The sequence below is a fragment of the Jannaschia donghaensis genome (assembly GCF_001403795.1).
GTDB classification, from domain to species: Bacteria; Pseudomonadota; Alphaproteobacteria; order Rhodobacterales; family Rhodobacteraceae; genus Jannaschia; species Jannaschia donghaensis.
Window position 1 is genome coordinate 646,155 of the sequence record NZ_CXSU01000011.1, and the last position, 16,341, is coordinate 662,495.

A 16,341-nucleotide genomic window follows, 5' to 3' on the forward strand; every position below is an offset into this window, starting at 1 on the left:
GCGCCGCCCCCCGCCGTTGCAACCGACCATTCGCGGGGGCGGTCAGCCTTCCAACTTGCGTTGAAGAAGCTGTGCGTCTTCGGCCAGTTGCACGTCGGCGGCCATCAACTCCTCGATCTTTCGAACGGCATAAAGCACCGTTGTGTGATCGCGTCCGCCGAACTTGCGGCCGATTTCGGGGTAGGAGCGGGGCGTCAACTTCTTGGCCAGATACATCGCCATCTGCCGAGGCCGCGCGATCATCCGCGACCGGCGGGCCGACGTCATGTCGGACATGCGCAACGAGTAGTGTTCGCAGGTCGCCTTCATGATCTCGTCAATGGTCACCTTGCGTTCCGAAGCACGCAGCAGATCGGCCAAGACATCCTGCGCCTGCTCCAACGTCACGTCCTGCTTGATCAGATCGGCATAGGCGAACAGGCGCATGACCGCACCTTCCAGCACGCGGATCGACGCCGTGATTCGACTGGCCAGGAATTCCACGACACCATCTTCCATCTGAAAGCTGGGATGTTTGGCGGAGAATGTGTCGACCCGGTGCTGCAATACGCCCAGGCGCAATTCATAGTCCGCCGGATGCAGATCGACGACCAGTCCCGATTGCAGGCGGGAGGTGATCCGCTCCTCCAGGTCTGAGATTTCGGCCGGGCTGCGGTCGGCGGAAATAACCACCTGTTTGCCCTGATCGACCAACGCGTTGAAGGTGTGGAAGAACTCTTCCTGCGTGCTTTCCTTGCCGGCGATGAATTGCACGTCATCCACCAGAAGGACATCCACGTTGCGGAACAAGGCCTTGAAATCCATCGTGGATTTTTCGCGCAGGGCCTGCACGAAGCGGTACATGAACTGCTCGGCCGACAGATACATCACGCGTTTTTCGGGGTTCGCGTCCTGCATTTCCCAGGCGATCGCCTGCATCAGGTGCGTCTTGCCCAGACCGACGCGACCGTGAAGGAACAGCGGATTGAAGCTGACCGGCCCGCCGGTGGCGACGCGGCGGGCGGCGGCATGGGCCAATTCGTTCGACTTGCCCACGATGAACCCGTCGAAGGTGAACCGCCGATCGAGCGAATTTTCCTGCCGGGCGCGCGACCGCGGCGTCGATTCGTCGGGCGTCTTGCGCGGGGCAGGTGCGTCCCCTGCAGAGGCGCAGGGTCCACCGGCCCCGCAGGTCAGCCGGGCGACGTCGTGACCGGTGGCGGCGACGTGGCGAAGGATCACGTCCTGAAAGTTCTGCATGACCCATTTGCCGATGAAATCGGTCGGGGAGGCGAGGCTGAGCGTGCCTGCGTCCAGCGACCGGAACGCCAACGGCTCGATCCATGTCTGGTAATTGTGCGCACCAATGTCCTGTCGGATACCGCTTTTTGCGGAAGCCCAAGCATCATTCATCATTTGTCGGCCTCAATCGCCCATACGTGTTACGTTAGGACTGGCACCAAGCCAGCCCGTGGGCCTTCCATCCGTTCAGGCCCCCCCGGTGTGCGAGTGTGTCCAGATCCCCTTCGAACCCTTCGGCCACGTTGATGCAGGGCACCGATTCTCCCCTGGCAGAGAGAGCATCGGCCACGGCCTGAGCCGCGTGCATCGAGCGTGCGCCGGAGCGGCAGATGAACAGGAAGCGGGATGGCATTTCGCCCACTTCGTTCAACAGCGCCCCGACGAAAGCCGGGTTCGGAGACATGCCGGGCCAGGATTTCCATTCAAGCCGAATGGTATCCTTCTTCAGGTCCGACAGGTCGGCCCACCCCACGAATGTCCACTCGGGCGCGGTCCTGACATCGACGAGCACGGATCCCTTGTCTTCCGACAATATTTTCCACGCTTCCCGAGGCCCAACCTCCGGGATTTGCGGATTGCGATCCGTCGTCATCGATTTCCCCTCAAAGCGATCTGACTCGCTGGGAAGATGGATACCTGTGCGGGTCAGACGGCTCAACGACTCTTCTGTGTTGACTCAATCGAAGGCCGGCAAGAATCTGTCATATTTCAGTTAAGAGACTGACCGCATTGCACAAAAAAGCCCGCCGAGTGGCGGGCTTCCGAATCTCTTGACCTGTTGCGGTGTTATTTTGCAGCAACGGTTTCCCGGTCTGACTCGCAAGCCGGGACTTCCCGTTCAGGCCCCCATCGCCTTCACGCGCGACGACAGACGCGACATTTTCCGGGCGGCGGTATTCTTGTGGAAGACGCCCTTGGTAACGCCGCGCATCAGCTCGGGCTGGGTTTCCTTGAGGGCGGCGGCGGCGGCGGTCTGGTCGCCGGAGGCGATGGCCTCCTCGACCTTGCGAAGGTAGGTGCGGATGCGCGAACGGCGCGCCTTATTGACGGCGAATCGTGCCTCGTTCTGACGGGCGCGTTTTTTTGCTTGGGGCGAATTGGCCATGGTATGGTCCTGTCTGTTCAGTTCAAATCTCGACTGCGAGCAAGGACCGGGCCGACGGAAATCCGTCGCGGCACAATTCCGGCCAAAGCGGGCCTCACACGCATGATTGCGCCGACCTAGTCCTGGATGCAGACGGGGTCAAGCCGTCGGCGCGCGCGTCACCTGTCGCGGAACTGCGGTTCGCGCTTCTCGACGAAGGCCTTCATGCCCTCGGTCTGGTCTTCGGTTGCGAACAGGGCGTGGAACATCCGCTTCTCGAATAGCAACCCTTCGGTCAGGCCGACTTCCTGGCTGCGGTTCACGGCTTCCTTCACGGCGACGGCGGTGACCATCGACTTCTCGGCGATCTTGCCGGCTGCCGACAGCGCTTCGTCCATCAGCTTCTTGGCGGGCACGACGCGGCTGACCAGGCCGGACAGCTCCGCTTCCTTTGCGTCCATGAACCGGCCCGTCAGATGCATGTCCATCGACTTGGCCTTGCCGACGGCACGAGTCAGACGCTGGGTGCCGCCGATGCCGGCGACGACGCCGAGGTTGATCTCCGGTTGACCGAACTTGGCCGTGTCGGCGGCAATTATGAAGTCGCACATCATCGCAAGCTCGCACCCGCCGCCCAGCGCATAGCCGGCGACGGCGGCGATGATCGGCTTGCGTACTTTCAGGATCGCGTCGACTTCGGCCCCGAACAGATCGCCCATGAAGACGTCGATGAAGCTCTTTTCGCTCATCTCCGAAATATCGGCCCCGGCGGCAAAGGCCTTCTCGGAGCCGGTCAGGACGATGCAGCGGACCTTTTCGTTATCCTGCGCGGATTTCAGGGCCCGGGCCAATTCGCTCAGCAGGGCCGAGTTCAACGCGTTCAGCGCATCGGGCCGATCCAGCTTGATCACCGCCACATGGTTGCTGACGTCGAGGTTCAGTGTCTCGTAGCCCATAAGGTCGCTCCGCAGGTTTCCGGCCCTCAGGCCTGCCCCGTCAGTAGTTGAGGTTCAAGTCATCTCTGGCAAGTCGGACAATGGAACGTGGACCGCCCCGATTGCACGATCCGCCGGATTCCGCCGGTGCATCCAGACGTGGGGCAGGGCGCGCCTTCCCGGTCGTAGACGCGGAAGCTGTGTTGAAAATATCCCAGTTCGCCATCGGTTTGCCGGTGATCCTGCAGGCTGGATCCGCCTGCCGCGATCGCCTCGCCCAGGACATCGCGGATGATCGGAACAAGCGTCGCCACCCGTGGCGCGGCGATTCGCCCCGCCTTGCGGGTCGGGGAGATGCCCGCCCTGTGCAGCGCCTCGTTGACATAGATATTGCCCAGCCCCGCAATGATGCGCTGATCCAGCAGGGCCGATTTCACCGGCGTATTGCGACCCCGGAAGGCCGCAATCAGGTGATCCTCGTGAAAATCGTTGCCCAGCGGTTCGGGCCCCAGCTTGGCGATCAGCCAGTGAGCCTCCAGCGCATCGGTCGCCGCCAGATCCATGGCACCGAAGCGGCGCGCATCGTTGAACGTGACCCTGTGGGTGGCCGTATGGAACACCACATGGTCATGCTGCGGCAGCCATCCCGCGTCGCGGTGAAAGATGCCCGGTTGCAAATCATCGACGACCATCCGACCGGACATGCCCAGATGCATGATCAGCGTCTCGCCGGTGTCGAGGTGCAGCAGCAGGTATTTCGACCGCCGCCCCAGCGCGCGAATGGTCGCACCGGTCAGACGCTCCGCCATGCGTTCGGGGAACGGCCAGCGCAAATCGGGGCGGTTCACGTCCACGCGGGCAAGGCGCGCGCCTTGCAGCGCGGGCGTCAGTCCACGCCGGACGGTTTCGACTTCGGGCAGTTCGGGCATCGACGACCTTCATTGCAGGCAGGCGCGCACGCCCTATACATCAGGTCCGATAGATGAGGACCCTGGCCCCATGACGCAAGACACGCCGCCCGACACCGGACGCACCACTCATTTCGGTTTCCAGACCGTACCCGAGGACGAGAAGGCTGGCCGCGTCCACGGCGTCTTCACCAATGTGGCCTCGAAATACGACGTGATGAATGATGCTATGTCGCTGGGCATCCACCGCGTCTGGAAGGATGCGATGCTCGATTGGCTGGCACCGCGCCCCGGTCAGCGGCTTCTGGACGTGGCCGGCGGCACCGGCGATGTTGCGTTCCGCTTCCTAGACCGCGCACCCGAGGCCCATGCCACCGTCTGCGACATGACAGAAGGGATGCTTCTCGCCGGGCGCACGCGGGCCGAGGCCGAGAATATGGCCGACCGTCTGGATTGGGTGGCGGGCGACGCGATGGCCCTTCCGTTCGAGAGCGGGACGTTCGATGCCTACACCATCAGCTTCGGCATTCGGAACGTCACCCGCATCGGTGACGCCCTGTCGGAGGCATACCGTGTGCTGCGCCCCGGCGGCCGGCTGATGGTTCTGGAATTCAGCCAGCTGCCGAACCCGATGATGCAGAAGGCATACGACCTCTATTCGTTCAATGTGATCCCCCGCATGGGCCAGATCATCGCCGGAGATCGCGAGAGCTATCAATACCTTGTCGAGTCGATCCGCCAGTTCCCCGATCAGGATCGCTTCGCCGCGATGATCGCCGATGCGGGATTTGACAACGTGAAATACCGCAACCTGTCCATGGGGATCGCGGCGCTTCATTCGGGTTGGAAAATCTGAGGTGAGAGGTCCGCACAACATCTGGCGTCTGATCCGTACGGGTGCCACCTTCGAGAAGACGGGCGCGATGGAAGTCGTGCTCGAACAGATGGAGGCCCCGCGGTCGTTGCGCGTGGCGGCCCGCATCCTGGGCTGGCCGTTCAAATGGCTGGGTTACAGTGGCGACCCGACATTGCCGCCCGTGACCCGGGCGCTGACGGCCCTGGGCCCTAGTTATATCAAACTGGGTCAGATTCTGTCGACGCGCCCCGACTTCGTGGGCTCCGACCTGGCACTGCAACTGCGGGTGCTGCAGGACAAGCTGCCACCATTTCCCACAGCCCAAGCGCGCGAAATGGTCGAGCGGGATCTGGGCATGCCGGTCGACGCAATCTTTTCGGAATTTTCCGAACCCGTCGCGGCCGCCTCCATCGCGCAGGTTCATCAGGCCCGCCTTGTCGGGGATGCGCGCAAGGTCGCGGTAAAGGTTTTGCGACCGGGCATCGCGCGCGCCTTCGCCCGCGACATCGATGCATTCTATCTGGCCGCCCGGATGATCGAACTGCTGTCCCCGTCGGCCCGCCGGTTGCGCCCGATGGATGTCATCGCGCATTTTGACGCCACCGTTCAACAGGAACTCGACCTGCGCACCGAAGCGGCGGCGGCTGGGGAATTCGCCGCGACGACCGCCCGCGACGATGGCTTCACCGTGCCGCAAGTGGATTGGAACCTGTCGGGCCGCGCCGTAATGACGATGGAGTGGGCCGAGGGGATTCAGATGGCCGACATCGATGCGATCGACGCGGCGGGTCACGATCGCGTCGTTCTGGCCGACCGGGTCCTGCAGGTGTTTCTGCGCCACGCGTTGCGCGATGGATATTTCCACGCCGACATGCACCAGGGAAACCTGAAGGTCGCGCCGTCGGGCGATATCATCGCGCTCGATTTCGGGATCATGGGGCGGCTCGATGAATACACGCGCCGGGTTTATGCCGAGATTTTGATGGGTTTCATCCGCAAGGACTACCGCCGCGTCGCCGAGGTGCATTTCGAAGCCGGATATGTCCCCGCTGACCGCGATATCGACCAGTTTGCGCAGGCCCTTCGCGCCGTGGGGGAGCCGATCTTCGGCATGGATGCGTCCCGCATATCCATGGGGCGTCTGCTGGCTTATCTGTTCGAAGTGACGGAACGCTTCGGCATGGAAACGCGGACGGAGCTGATCCTGCTGCAGCGCACGATGGTCGTGGTCGAAGGCGTCGCGCGCACCCTGAACCCGCATATGAACATTTGGCAGGCTGCCGGGCCCGAGGTCGAACGCTATATCCGCGAAAACCTCGGACCGCGGGCCTTTGCGCGCGATCTGGCGAAAACGGCACGGGTTCTGGCACGGTTCGGACCGCATCTGCCGCGCGCGGTCGAAGATGCGCTGCGCCTGTCGGACCGCACACGCGGAGATTCCGGACGGACGGCTCCGCGTCACCCTGTCCAATGGATGATCGCCGGGGGCCTCGTCGTCGGTGTGGCTTGGGCGCTTGTCTCTACGCTCTAGGCAGCGGGACGGCGGATCGATTGCAACGCGTCCGTCGGCAGGCGCACGATCCCGTCCAGGATCAGCTCCGCACCGCCGGTGCCCAGCACCACTTCGGTGACGCCTGCGTAGTGTTCGACGGCCGTGGGCGTCAGCACCTGATCGCCCGCCCAGCTTTGCACCTCCAGAAGATAGCCCCCGTCTGCATAATCCGCGACCTGCCCGGACGGTGGCCAGCTTGCGACTTCGCCGTCCGGATCGACAGCGTGACGTCCCACCTCCGTTCCCGCCAGATCATAGACGACCAGTTCCGCACGGTCGGCGCGCGGATTGATGTTCGGATAGACCTGCTGCGACGTGCCATCATGGGCGATCGGGCCGGAATGACGCACCTCCATCCCGATCCAGTTCGAGGCATTGCTGATCTGCTGTGTGTCCAGCCGCGCGATCATCGACGTCAGAAGGTCGTTGGTTTTCACGGCCTGCTCCACGTTCGAGAATGTCGCCAGCTGAGAAGTGTATTCGGTGGAATCCGCCGGCTCCAATGGGTCCTGATTGCGGATCTGCGCGGTCAGAAGGGTTAGGAACGTGTCGAAATCCGACGTCGGCGACACGTCGCCCTGCGCCGTCGCAGTCGATGTGGAAGGGGTGTTCGGGGTCAGGGTCGGTGCGATGACGTCCATGAAAGATCTCCTAGAAACTGAGGTCGAGACGGCCGTCGCGCGCTTGGGCGCGGCCGGAGGTCACGGGGGGAGGGTTGCGTGGGTCATCCGCATCGGCGCCTTTGACGGAATCACTATCGTTTTCCTTCGGTGAACTGTCCGAGGCGTAATCCGATCCGGATGATCGATCGCGACCCGTGCCGATGTCGAGCCCGTCAAGCGTCACGCCTTCGGCCAGAAGCGACCGGTGCAGACCGTCGAGATGACGACGCACTACCTCTACCATTTCCGGGCGCTCAACCGAAACGGCCAGGTGCAACCCCCTCTCACCGGTTTGCAGGATCAGTCGGATCTTGCCCAACTCGGCCGGAGCCAGTTCGATCTCCGCGGTCCGTGGTCCAAGGGGTTGCGCACGCGGGCCGGCATCACTTTGTGCCTGCTGCATCATCTGAGCGGCGCGTTCGGCGACGGTCGCCTGAACCTGCGGCAGGGGGATGGGCCGGTCGACCCGGTCCCGGCCCGAAGCGGGTTGTTCGACCGACGGTGTGGTTTCGGGTGTGCCGACGTCGAATTCGCGGTGGAAAGATAACCCATTCTTCTGAACGGGGATCGCGACATCACGCTCTGCCCTTAACGACGGCCCGAATTTCGCTTCGATGGAGGCCCCGTCGGAGATGGGCTGCATATCCCGCGTCGACGTCGTGCCCCGGTTGGTCCCTGCTGTAAGGCCCGGGCGTGACCTGGGCGGGACGGCCTGCGTGTCGCCTTTCGGTGCCTGAAGTATAGCATCGTCGAACGTGCCGGGCTTAACGATGGTGCCCTGCGGACCACCTTCAGCAGCAGACAATCGCAGTGTTTTTCTGTCCCCGGCCATGACGATAGATTCTGCAGCCACCTGTTGCGCCTGCATCAGGTCCGGTCCAGGCAGCGTCGGTCCCAAAGGAGACGGCCCGATTGGTTGAAGAGGGGCGGTTTGTTTCGATGCCTCAATACTCGCGGCCGATACCGACGTCGGATCACGATCCCCGGTTCGTTCCGCCGTCGATACAAGATCGATCGAAGGGTGCAGGGCACCCGGGACAACGGTTTGGACCGGGGCCGACCCTGATGCGGCGACGGGACGCTCGGGACCAGTCCCAATCGTACCGGCTGTTTCGGTTCGCACCGCATCCGAAGGCATTGCCGAACGAATATCCGGGGGAAGGGCAGTGATTTGAAGCAGTACGGTCTGATCCGCCGGCGAAACTTCGACAGGCACGGGCGGCGTCGAGGCGTTGGTCTGTGCCGCCATCAGCCCATCCGCTTCTGCCAAGGCTTGCGTCAGCCAAGCTGTCACGCCGAAGATATTCTGCATTTCCATTTCATCTGGGCTGGAAAGGTCCGCAGGCTCATAGTCCGCGACCGGCGTACCGCCGATGGTTTTTTGCTCGTCGGTGTCGCCTTGGGTTCCTTCGGTCTGTTCAGGAACGAACTTCTGCATCATGGCCAACCAATCCTCGAGCGTAGAACGGGTCTGCGTGGCTGGTGCCGCGTCTATGAACGAAGTACGGGCAGAGGTCGCCGATGCGCCAGCCGACAGAGAGGCCGGGGGGGCGAGTGCAGGCAGATGGGGCGACGAGGGCATGGCAGCTCCGCAGACGGGAATCGTCCGGTCACAGCCGTCCTAGCCGTCGCGCGTTACGAAATCCTTTACCCGGCCATGATTTGAAAGCCTCGCACCATCTACCGTAAGGAGGCCCCATGGACGTGATCGATACCACATTGCAGGCGCGAATGCCCGGATCCGCGCAGCGCCACGACGCGCTTCGCGAGCAGGCGCAGGCTTTGGAGGCGTTCCTGTTCGCGGAAATGTTGCGCGCATCGGGCACGGCTACGCCATCGCCGACCGGCCCGTCCGAATCGCAGTTCGACAGTTTTCTGCGACAGGCCCAATCGGAGGCCGTGGCAGCCAGCGGCCAGACCGGGCTGGCCGAGGCGATCTATCGCTCAATGCTGGGCCGCGCGGGCCTCAGCGGCAACTGACCAACTGCTGCTGGTACATCGCCGCCCGGGCTTCGATTTCGCCCGAAATGCGCACGAGCCAGGGTTTTGCGCGGTAGGTTCCGCGGCGAAAACCGCTGCGCCCGTCGTGATAGGCAAGATACTGATTGCGCGCGTCCGACAAGGATATGCCAAGCGACCGGTTGGTTTCGGCCATATACCAGCCCATGAAATCCGTGGCGTCACGGATATCGTCGCGTTTGCTTCGACGTCCGCCTTCCTGCTGCTGATATTCCTTCCATGTCGCATCCAGTGCCTGGGAATACCCGAAGGCGCTGCTTTGCCGCCCGATCGGAATTACGCCCAGGGAATAGCGCAGCGGCGTGCGCGCATCGGCGATGAATTTCGATTCCTGATAGATCGTCGCCATCTGCACATGCACCGGGACGCCCCATTTCCGTTCCGCCGCGCGAAATGCCCTCAGGTAGCCCGAGCGTTGCGACAGAATGGAACAGGCGTTGTCCAGGTTGCTGGGCGCACGTCCCGAGATCGCACCACTCCCCCCGCCGCACGCGGCCAGAAGGAGCAGACAGCCAATCTGCAATAGTTTTTTCATGTTTACTGCCCGGTTTGTTTTTACCGATTTTTTCTACCCTTACCAGATTCGTACCGGTCGTGCCAATCACATCAGACGAAGAAAGCCAGGATCAGGGGCAAGCTGCCCACCGCCATCAGAGTCGACACGACGACGAGTCCCGCAACGGGCGGCGCATCGGCCCCGTATTTGACGGCCAGAAGATACGAGGTGACCGCCACCGGCGTCGCCAGTTGCACGACGAGGACGCCCAGCGTGATCCGGTCGAGTCCGAAGGCCGTGCCGACGGCCAACGCGACGGCGCCGCAGACCGCCAGTTTGAGCAGTGACAGACCGGCGACGCGCAGCAATCCCTGCGGCTGCAGGCGCGCGACGGCGACGCCCAAGGTGATGAGCATCAACGGGATGGCCATCTGTCCGATCAGGTCCAGCGTGTTGAGCGCGACGGCCGGGACCCGCCATTCCTGCCATAGAAACAGCCCGCCCAGCAGGGTCGCCGCCACCATCGGTTCCCGCAGTGCCCGCAGGGGGTTCACCGTGCCTGCGACGATCATGATGCCCAGCGTGAACTGGACCATGGCGCCGACCGAGAAGACCACGACAGCAAAGCCCAGCCCCAATTCGCCGAAGGCAAACAGCGCGAGTGGCAGACCCAGGTTCCCGGTGTTGCCGAACGACAACGGGGCCCAATATGTGCGCAACCCCAGCCTCATCACTCGGCAGATTGCCCAGATCGCCGCCAGCACCGCCAGATAGGAGACCAGCGCCGCCAGCGCCAGCGTTCCGGCTGCGCCGGGATCGATGTCGCCGCGGGCCAGCGCCACGAAGATCAACGCGGGCACCGCCAGCGTCATGGCCAACCGGGTGACGAAGGCCGTGTCGTAATCGATACCAAGTTTGACCCAGGCAAACCCGATCGCCGCCAGCAGGAAGACGGGCGTCACGATCTGCAGGACTGTCAAGATCAGAGTCACACTGTGTTTCCACCGATTCGCGCCTGCGCCGATTTACAAGCCAAGGGGCCAAGCGTTAGAAACGGGTCGATGGAAGGGCAAGCCATGTTGAAGACACAGAGCAAATACGCACTCGGCGAAGTGGTTCGCCACAAGAAGCACCCGTTTCGCGGTGTGATCTTCGACGTGGATGCCGTCTTCTCGAATTCGGAGGAGTGGTACGACGCCATTCCCAAGGACAGCCGCCCAAGCAGGGATCAGCCGTTCTACCATCTGCTCGCCGAAAACGACGAAAGCTACTATGTGGCCTATGTGTCCGAGCAGAATCTGATGCTCGACCGCTCCGGCGAGCCGGTGAGCCATCCCGATATCGGCGATCTGTTCGGGGCTTTCGACGGACGCCAGTACCCCCTGCATTTCGATCTGAACTGACGGTATCGTCCCGCTTTGGGTTAACAGGATCTTCACTTCACCCTGCCAAACCCGGTTCGTAGCCCGCGTGGGCCAATGGCGGAGTGATGGGCGGGCATGGACGGATCGGTTCCCGATACACGCTATCTGGAGGAACGGCGGCGTCGATTGGCGGCCGAACGGCGACTGGACCATTCCCAGCGGGAGTTGGCGCGGGCGCATTCGGCCCTTGTCGCCAACGCCGACCGCCTGTCGCATAGGTATCTGGCGCAGCGCGAACAGAACCTCAAACTTTCCGCTCGTCAGGACGCCGTTTTGAAACAGCGCAAGGAAGCCGCGGATCAGGCGGATCGGGCGCGCCGCCGTTTGTGGCACGCGCTGGAGGCGATGCGCGACGGCTTCGCCGTGTTCGATGGCCAGGGGCATCTGGTCGCCGCCAATCATGTCTATCTCGACCTGTTCGACGCCGCCTCCGAATTGGCCCCGGGGTGCCACGCGACCGAGATCTTCGGCCTTGCCGCCGAGGAAGGCGCCTTCGACATCGGCGATCTGAGCCCCGAAGAATGGGCAGCGGAACAGGTCGCGCGCTGGGACCTCGACGTGGTGCCGCCCCTTTTGTTGCATCATTACGACGGGCGCGTGGTGCGATTTCAGGACCGGCGCGGGCCTGACGGCGATGTCGTTTCCCTCGCTCTCGACGTGACGGAGCAGCGTGACCGCGAAATCGCCCTGAGCACAGCGCGTGACGAAGCGGAGCAGATGGCACGCGCCAAGACTGAATTCCTGGCCCGGATGAGCCATGAGATACGGACGCCCATGAACGGTGTCATCGGCCTGTCGCAGATGCTGGTCGAGCAGTCGGACGATCCGGAGATGACATTGTATGCCCGCACGATCCGCGACTCGGCCGAGGCGCTTCTGCTGATCGTGAACGACACGCTCGACGTTTCGCGGCTGGAGGCGGGCAAGGTCGACTTGCGCCTGGCACCCATGGATATGGAGGCGCTGCTGATCGACTGTATCCGGCTCGCCGCGGCCACGCGTCACCCGAACGTCCAAGTCGGCCTGTCTTATCCATTGGATGCGCGCACGCGGTTCATCGGGGACGAGGGGCGCATCCGCCAGATTGCCATGAACCTGCTGGGCAATGCGCTCAAATTTACCGAAAAGGGCCACGTCATTCTTCGCGTGTCGCTGACCGATGCGGGACTGGACCGCACGGTCGCCATCATGACGGTGGAAGATACGGGGCCCGGTATTCCCGCGGCAAAGGCCGAAAGCATCTTTGAGGCCTTTAGTCAGGTCGACGACCCGTCGAAACCCACGCGGGAAGGGACGGGCTTGGGTCTGACCATTTCCCGCGGATTGGCCGAACGCATGGGCGGCACTTTGGTCCTGAAGCAAGAACAGCGGGCCTCGGGCGGCGCAACGTTCGAATTGACCCTGCCGCTGGCACAGGATGGTGCCGCCCCGATACGCCCGGCTCTACCACCGCAGGTCACGGTGCCGGAAGGGCTTGGCCCGCGCGGTGATCTGGCCGCAGAGCGCCTTGTCGCGGCGGGCACGCGGGTCGTGCGCACGGTATCGTCGGATGCGGCGGTGGTTATCGTGCCTCTGACGCTGCCACCTGACGCGCAGCCCGGTCTGCTGAACGCGATCGGCCCGGATGCCCGCGTGATCCTGTTAGGTCGTCGCGAGGAGGCCTGTCCTGCCTTGCTGGTCCGCGCTGCCGCCGTTCTGCCGGTCCCCGTCGCGGGGTCGGATCTGATCGCCGCGCTGGCGCCACCCCCCGTGTCGAAGGCGTCACCGCCCCAGCCGCGCCTTCTGGTGGCTGACGATAATGCCACGAACCGTTTCCTGGTTGACCGGATCCTGCGGGATCAGCCCTTCGCCGTGACCATGGTCGACGACGGGGCCCAGGCGGTCGCGGCCTTTGCCGACGCGCCGCCGGACGCGGTGATCTTGGATATCTCGATGCCAAACGTTGACGGGTTCGAGGCGGCGGCCGCAATCCGGCGGATCGAGGCGGAACGCGGGCTGCGTCCCGTCCCGCTTCTTGCCCTAACGGCCCATCTCGGCGACGAAATGGCCCCGCGGCTGAAGAACGCAGGCTTCGCTGCTTTCCTGACCAAACCCCTGCGCAAGGACGTGTTGCTGATGGCCCTGGCCGAAGCCCTGACCTAGTCCAATGTCACTTCGTAGTGGCCTGTCACCTTTGACCGGCAATTGGTGATGGGCCCGTGCATCAGGCGCTTTGCCACCGGTGCCTCCGCCGACAGAACGCCAAGTCGCACCAGCAGCGCGGCGATCGTCGCCTCCGCAGCCCGCGTTTCGCCGTCGACGATTTTGAGGGCGATGCCTCGGTCGAGTTCCGGAATGATGGCGACGAAGACAGCTTCGGCCCCCGTTTTCACCGCGACCTTGCCGTCCATCGCGCGCATCAAGTCGGTGCAGGCCCGTCCGTCACCGGCAACCAGCAGCGGCTCCGCCCCCATTGCCTGAGCCAGCTTCGCCATGGCGTCCTGCCGCGCCCCACGGCCCGCGCGCGCGGCAGCGAAAAGCCCCATCGCACGGCCCAAGCCGTCCAGCCGCGTGGCGAAGTTGGGGGCGGAGCAGCCATCGATGCCATAGCCGGGGCTTTCCATGCCGGTCACCTCCTCGAAGGCGCGGCGCACGGCGATCTGCACCGGATGGTCGGGTTCGACGTAGTCCGGCCCGCCGCCGAGATGTTGCGACAGGGTCAGGAACCCGGCGTGCTTGCCCGAGCAGTTGTTGTGCAGCTGACACGGACTTTCGTCTGTCTTGATCAGACCGTCTCGCGCCACCTCGGAATAGGGCATGTGCGCGCCGCACCGCAGATCGGCCTCGCCCAGCCCCAGATCCGAAAGCCAGGCCGCGACGGCGTCCGTATGCTCCGCCTGGCCCTGATGCGACGCGCAGGCCAGCGCCAGTTGCGCCGTGGTCAGGTCGCGCCCGGCCCCCGATTCCAGCAGCGGCAGGGCCTGCACCATCTTGCACGACGACCGGGGATAGATCATCGCCGCCGGGTTGCCCCAGGCCTCCACCACCGCGCCCGTTCCGTCACAGATCACGGCGTGGCCCCGGTGCACCGACTCGACCATGTCGCCCCGGATCGCCTGCACCAGATCGACGGCCCCCTCGTTCACCTGTGTCATATGCTGTCTCCGGTCCGTCAGATGCGCGAAATATTGCCCACCGGGGTTTTCCAGCGGGCCATCGCTGCGCTATCATCCGGGTGCAGTTTATGGAACCGTGCGCCCGGGCTCCATAGTTCGGGATACACCGGGCATCCGGGCCGCCGACGAGAGGCAGAGACAAAGATGAAATTCACCAAGATCGCGCACCTGCTGGCGTCGGCCACCCTGGCCGCGGCGCTGGCGGTTCCGGCCGCCGCGCAGGACAGCTCCAACCGGGTCAATACGGAGACCGATTGGTCCATTTTCGTCGAGGATAACCCGACCCAGTGCTGGATCGTGAGCGCGCCAAAGTCGATCCGGAACACCCGCGATGGTCAGGAAGTACCTGCGCGGCGCGGGGACATCCGCCTGTTCGTCAGCTATTGGCCGGGCAACGACAAGAAAGGGGAGGTGTCGGCGACCGGCGGCTATCCCTATGCCGACGGATCCACCGTCACGATCGAGATCGGGTCCGACCGATACGAGATGTTTACCGACGGCGAACTGGCCTGGGCTGCATCGCCGACCGACGATGCCCGCATCATCGCCTCGATGAAGCGCGGATCGCAGGCCGTCGTTTCGGGCCGGTCGGGTCGCGGGACCCAGACGCAGGACACCTTCAGCCTGCTGGGGTTCACCGCCGCCGTCTCCGATGCCGAAAGCCGCTGCGGCGGCTGAGGCGCGGGGCCACGCGCCCCATTTGTGATTTCGCGCGGGCGTCCCTATATGGGGTGCCCGTTCCACGTTCACCGCTCGCCCCCGGAGGCCCGCACATGCAAGCGCCCGTCACGCAGGACGTCCACACGATCCCGCGCAAATTGCCCGAGGGCGGCAAGCCGAATCTGATCGGCCTGACGCGACCCGCTTTGCACGATGCGCTGATTGCCGTCGGGATCCCGGAAAAGCAGGCGAAGATGCGCGTGGGGCAGCTATGGCAATGGTTGTATCACTGGGGCGTGCGCGATTTCGCGGCCATGACCAACCTGTCCAAGGACATTCGCGCCACCTTGGCCGAAAACTTCGTGATCGACCTGCCGCAGGTCATGACCCGTCAGGTGTCCGAAGATGGCACCCGCAAGTACCTCGTCCGCATCGCTGGCGGGCACGAGGTGGAGGTCGTCTATATTCCCGAGGAAGGGCGCGGCACGCTGTGCGTGTCCTCCCAGGTGGGTTGCACGCTGACCTGTTCGTTCTGCCACACGGGCACGCAGAAACTGGTCCGAAACCTGACGGCGGCGGAAATCATCGGTCAGATCATGCTGGCCCGCGACGACCTTGACGAATGGCCGGCGCAGGGCACCGGGACGGGCGACAAGGGTCCACGCCTGTTGTCGAATATCGTCCTGATGGGCATGGGTGAGCCGCTCTATAATTTCGAAAATGTGCGCGACGCCATGAAGATCGCGATGGACGGCGAAGGCATCGCGCTGGGCCGTCGCCGCATCACGCTGTCGACCTCGGGCGTCGTGCCCGAAATCGCCCGCACGGCGCAGGAAATCGGCTGCCTGCTGGCCGTCAGTTTTCACGCCACCACCGACGCCGTGCGCGATGTGCTGGTCCCGATCAATAAGCGGTGGAACATCGAGGCGCTGCTTGAGGTTCTGCGCGAATATCCCAAGGTCTCCAATTCCGAGCGGATCACCTTCGAGTACGTCATGCTCGACGGCGTGAACGACAGCGACGACGATGCCCATCGTCTGGTCGCGCTGTTGCAGGGGATTCCGGCCAAGGTGAACCTGATCCCGTTCAACGAATGGCCCGGCGCGCCCTATACCCGGTCGTCGAACAATCGCATCCGCGCCTTCGCCACGATCCTGATTGAGGCGGGCTATGCCTCGCCGATCCGCACGCCGCGCGGCGAGGATATCATGGCTGCCTGCGGTCAGCTGAAATCGGCGACCGAGCGCGCGCGCAAATCCCGCGCGCAGATCGCCGCCGAAGCCGGGCTCTAGCGGACCAACCGGACGCT

At 63.8% G+C, this 16,341-nt stretch carries 17 protein-coding genes; 7 read left to right on the forward strand and 10 right to left on the reverse strand.

The genetic code is table 11. From position 1 onward, the window contains the following. Positions 1 to 42: 42 nt before the first annotated feature. From dnaA to mutM, 5 genes are all read right to left on the reverse strand, one after another. Positions 43 to 1,395: a chromosomal replication initiator protein DnaA gene (gene dnaA / locus JDO7802_RS07595; RefSeq protein WP_055084163.1), complete on the reverse strand. Its 1,353-nt coding sequence runs from the start codon at positions 1,393 to 1,395 to the stop codon at positions 43 to 45. A 31-nt stretch (positions 1,396 to 1,426) separates the two neighbouring features. After that, a complete protein-coding gene (locus tag JDO7802_RS07600) occupies positions 1,427 to 1,873 on the reverse strand; it encodes a rhodanese-like domain-containing protein (protein WP_055084165.1) in 447 nt (148 codons plus the stop codon). A 246-nt stretch (positions 1,874 to 2,119) separates the two neighbouring features. Then, positions 2,120 to 2,386 (reverse strand): 30S ribosomal protein S20, encoded by a 267-nt coding sequence (gene rpsT / locus JDO7802_RS07605; protein WP_055084167.1) that lies wholly within the window; start codon positions 2,384 to 2,386, stop codon positions 2,120 to 2,122. A 158-nt stretch (positions 2,387 to 2,544) separates the two neighbouring features. Further along, positions 2,545 to 3,321: an enoyl-CoA hydratase-related protein gene (locus tag JDO7802_RS07610; protein ID WP_055084169.1), complete on the reverse strand. Its 777-nt coding sequence runs from the start codon at positions 3,319 to 3,321 to the stop codon at positions 2,545 to 2,547. A 59-nt stretch (positions 3,322 to 3,380) separates the two neighbouring features. After that, positions 3,381 to 4,229: a bifunctional DNA-formamidopyrimidine glycosylase/DNA-(apurinic or apyrimidinic site) lyase gene (gene mutM, locus JDO7802_RS07615; RefSeq protein ID WP_055084171.1), complete on the reverse strand. Its 849-nt coding sequence runs from the start codon at positions 4,227 to 4,229 to the stop codon at positions 3,381 to 3,383. Positions 4,230 to 4,299: 70 nt separating this feature from the next. On the opposite strand from mutM, the gene ubiE reads away from it, so the two are divergent. Beyond that, entirely contained in the window at positions 4,300 to 5,064 is a 765-nt protein-coding gene (gene ubiE, locus JDO7802_RS07620; protein WP_055084173.1) for a bifunctional demethylmenaquinone methyltransferase/2-methoxy-6-polyprenyl-1,4-benzoquinol methylase UbiE, read from the forward strand. A 1-nt stretch (position 5,065) separates the two neighbouring features. Continuing rightward, positions 5,066 to 6,595: a 2-polyprenylphenol 6-hydroxylase gene (ubiB, locus tag JDO7802_RS07625; protein ID WP_055084175.1), complete on the forward strand. Its 1,530-nt coding sequence runs from the start codon at positions 5,066 to 5,068 to the stop codon at positions 6,593 to 6,595. Here ubiB and JDO7802_RS07630 read toward each other — a convergent pair. After that, entirely contained in the window at positions 6,592 to 7,257 is a 666-nt protein-coding gene (locus tag JDO7802_RS07630; protein WP_055084177.1) for a flagellar hook capping FlgD N-terminal domain-containing protein, read from the reverse strand. The two genes, ubiB and JDO7802_RS07630, sit on opposite strands and share 4 nt — an antisense overlap. Before the next feature lie 10 nt (positions 7,258 to 7,267). Continuing rightward, positions 7,268 to 8,719, reverse strand: coding sequence for a flagellar hook-length control protein FliK (locus JDO7802_RS07635; protein ID WP_055084179.1), 1,452 nt, complete (start codon positions 8,717 to 8,719; stop codon positions 7,268 to 7,270). A gap of 257 nt (positions 8,720 to 8,976) precedes the next feature. On the opposite strand from JDO7802_RS07635, the gene JDO7802_RS07640 reads away from it, so the two are divergent. Further along, the gene (locus JDO7802_RS07640; RefSeq protein WP_055084181.1) at positions 8,977 to 9,258 is read left to right on the forward strand and encodes a rod-binding protein; all 282 of its coding nucleotides are present in this window, start codon (positions 8,977 to 8,979) and stop codon (positions 9,256 to 9,258) included. Here the strand turns inward: JDO7802_RS07640 and JDO7802_RS07645 are convergent. Both JDO7802_RS07645 and JDO7802_RS07650 read right to left on the reverse strand, forming a co-directional pair. Beyond that, positions 9,245 to 9,832: a transglycosylase SLT domain-containing protein gene (locus tag JDO7802_RS07645; RefSeq protein ID WP_055084183.1), complete on the reverse strand. Its 588-nt coding sequence runs from the start codon at positions 9,830 to 9,832 to the stop codon at positions 9,245 to 9,247. The genes JDO7802_RS07640 and JDO7802_RS07645 overlap by 14 nt on opposite strands. A gap of 71 nt (positions 9,833 to 9,903) precedes the next feature. Continuing rightward, a complete protein-coding gene (locus tag JDO7802_RS07650; RefSeq protein WP_055084185.1) occupies positions 9,904 to 10,785 on the reverse strand; it encodes an AEC family transporter in 882 nt (293 codons plus the stop codon). 84 nt (positions 10,786 to 10,869) lie between these two features. Between JDO7802_RS07650 and hspQ the strand changes: the two genes are divergently transcribed. Beyond that, complete coding sequence (gene hspQ / locus JDO7802_RS07655) at positions 10,870 to 11,196, forward strand: heat shock protein HspQ (protein WP_055084187.1); 327 nt, start codon at positions 10,870 to 10,872, stop codon at positions 11,194 to 11,196. Positions 11,197 to 11,292: 96 nt separating this feature from the next. Further along, positions 11,293 to 13,359, forward strand: a complete 2,067-nt coding sequence (locus JDO7802_RS07660; protein WP_055084189.1) for an ATP-binding response regulator — start codon at positions 11,293 to 11,295, stop codon at positions 13,357 to 13,359. On the opposite strand, the gene JDO7802_RS07665 is transcribed toward JDO7802_RS07660, so the two are convergent. After that, on the reverse strand, positions 13,356 to 14,351 hold the full coding sequence (locus JDO7802_RS07665; RefSeq protein ID WP_055084191.1) for an asparaginase: 996 nt from the start codon (positions 14,349 to 14,351) through the stop codon (positions 13,356 to 13,358). The two genes, JDO7802_RS07660 and JDO7802_RS07665, sit on opposite strands and share 4 nt — an antisense overlap. A gap of 165 nt (positions 14,352 to 14,516) precedes the next feature. On the opposite strand from JDO7802_RS07665, the gene JDO7802_RS07670 reads away from it, so the two are divergent. Both JDO7802_RS07670 and rlmN read left to right on the forward strand, forming a co-directional pair. Then, on the forward strand, positions 14,517 to 15,050 hold the full coding sequence (locus JDO7802_RS07670) for an invasion associated locus B family protein (protein WP_055084193.1): 534 nt from the start codon (positions 14,517 to 14,519) through the stop codon (positions 15,048 to 15,050). A gap of 95 nt (positions 15,051 to 15,145) precedes the next feature. Beyond that, positions 15,146 to 16,324, forward strand: a complete 1,179-nt coding sequence (gene rlmN / locus JDO7802_RS07675) for a dual-specificity RNA methyltransferase RlmN (RefSeq protein WP_055084196.1) — start codon at positions 15,146 to 15,148, stop codon at positions 16,322 to 16,324. Positions 16,325 to 16,341: the final 17 nt, after the last annotated feature.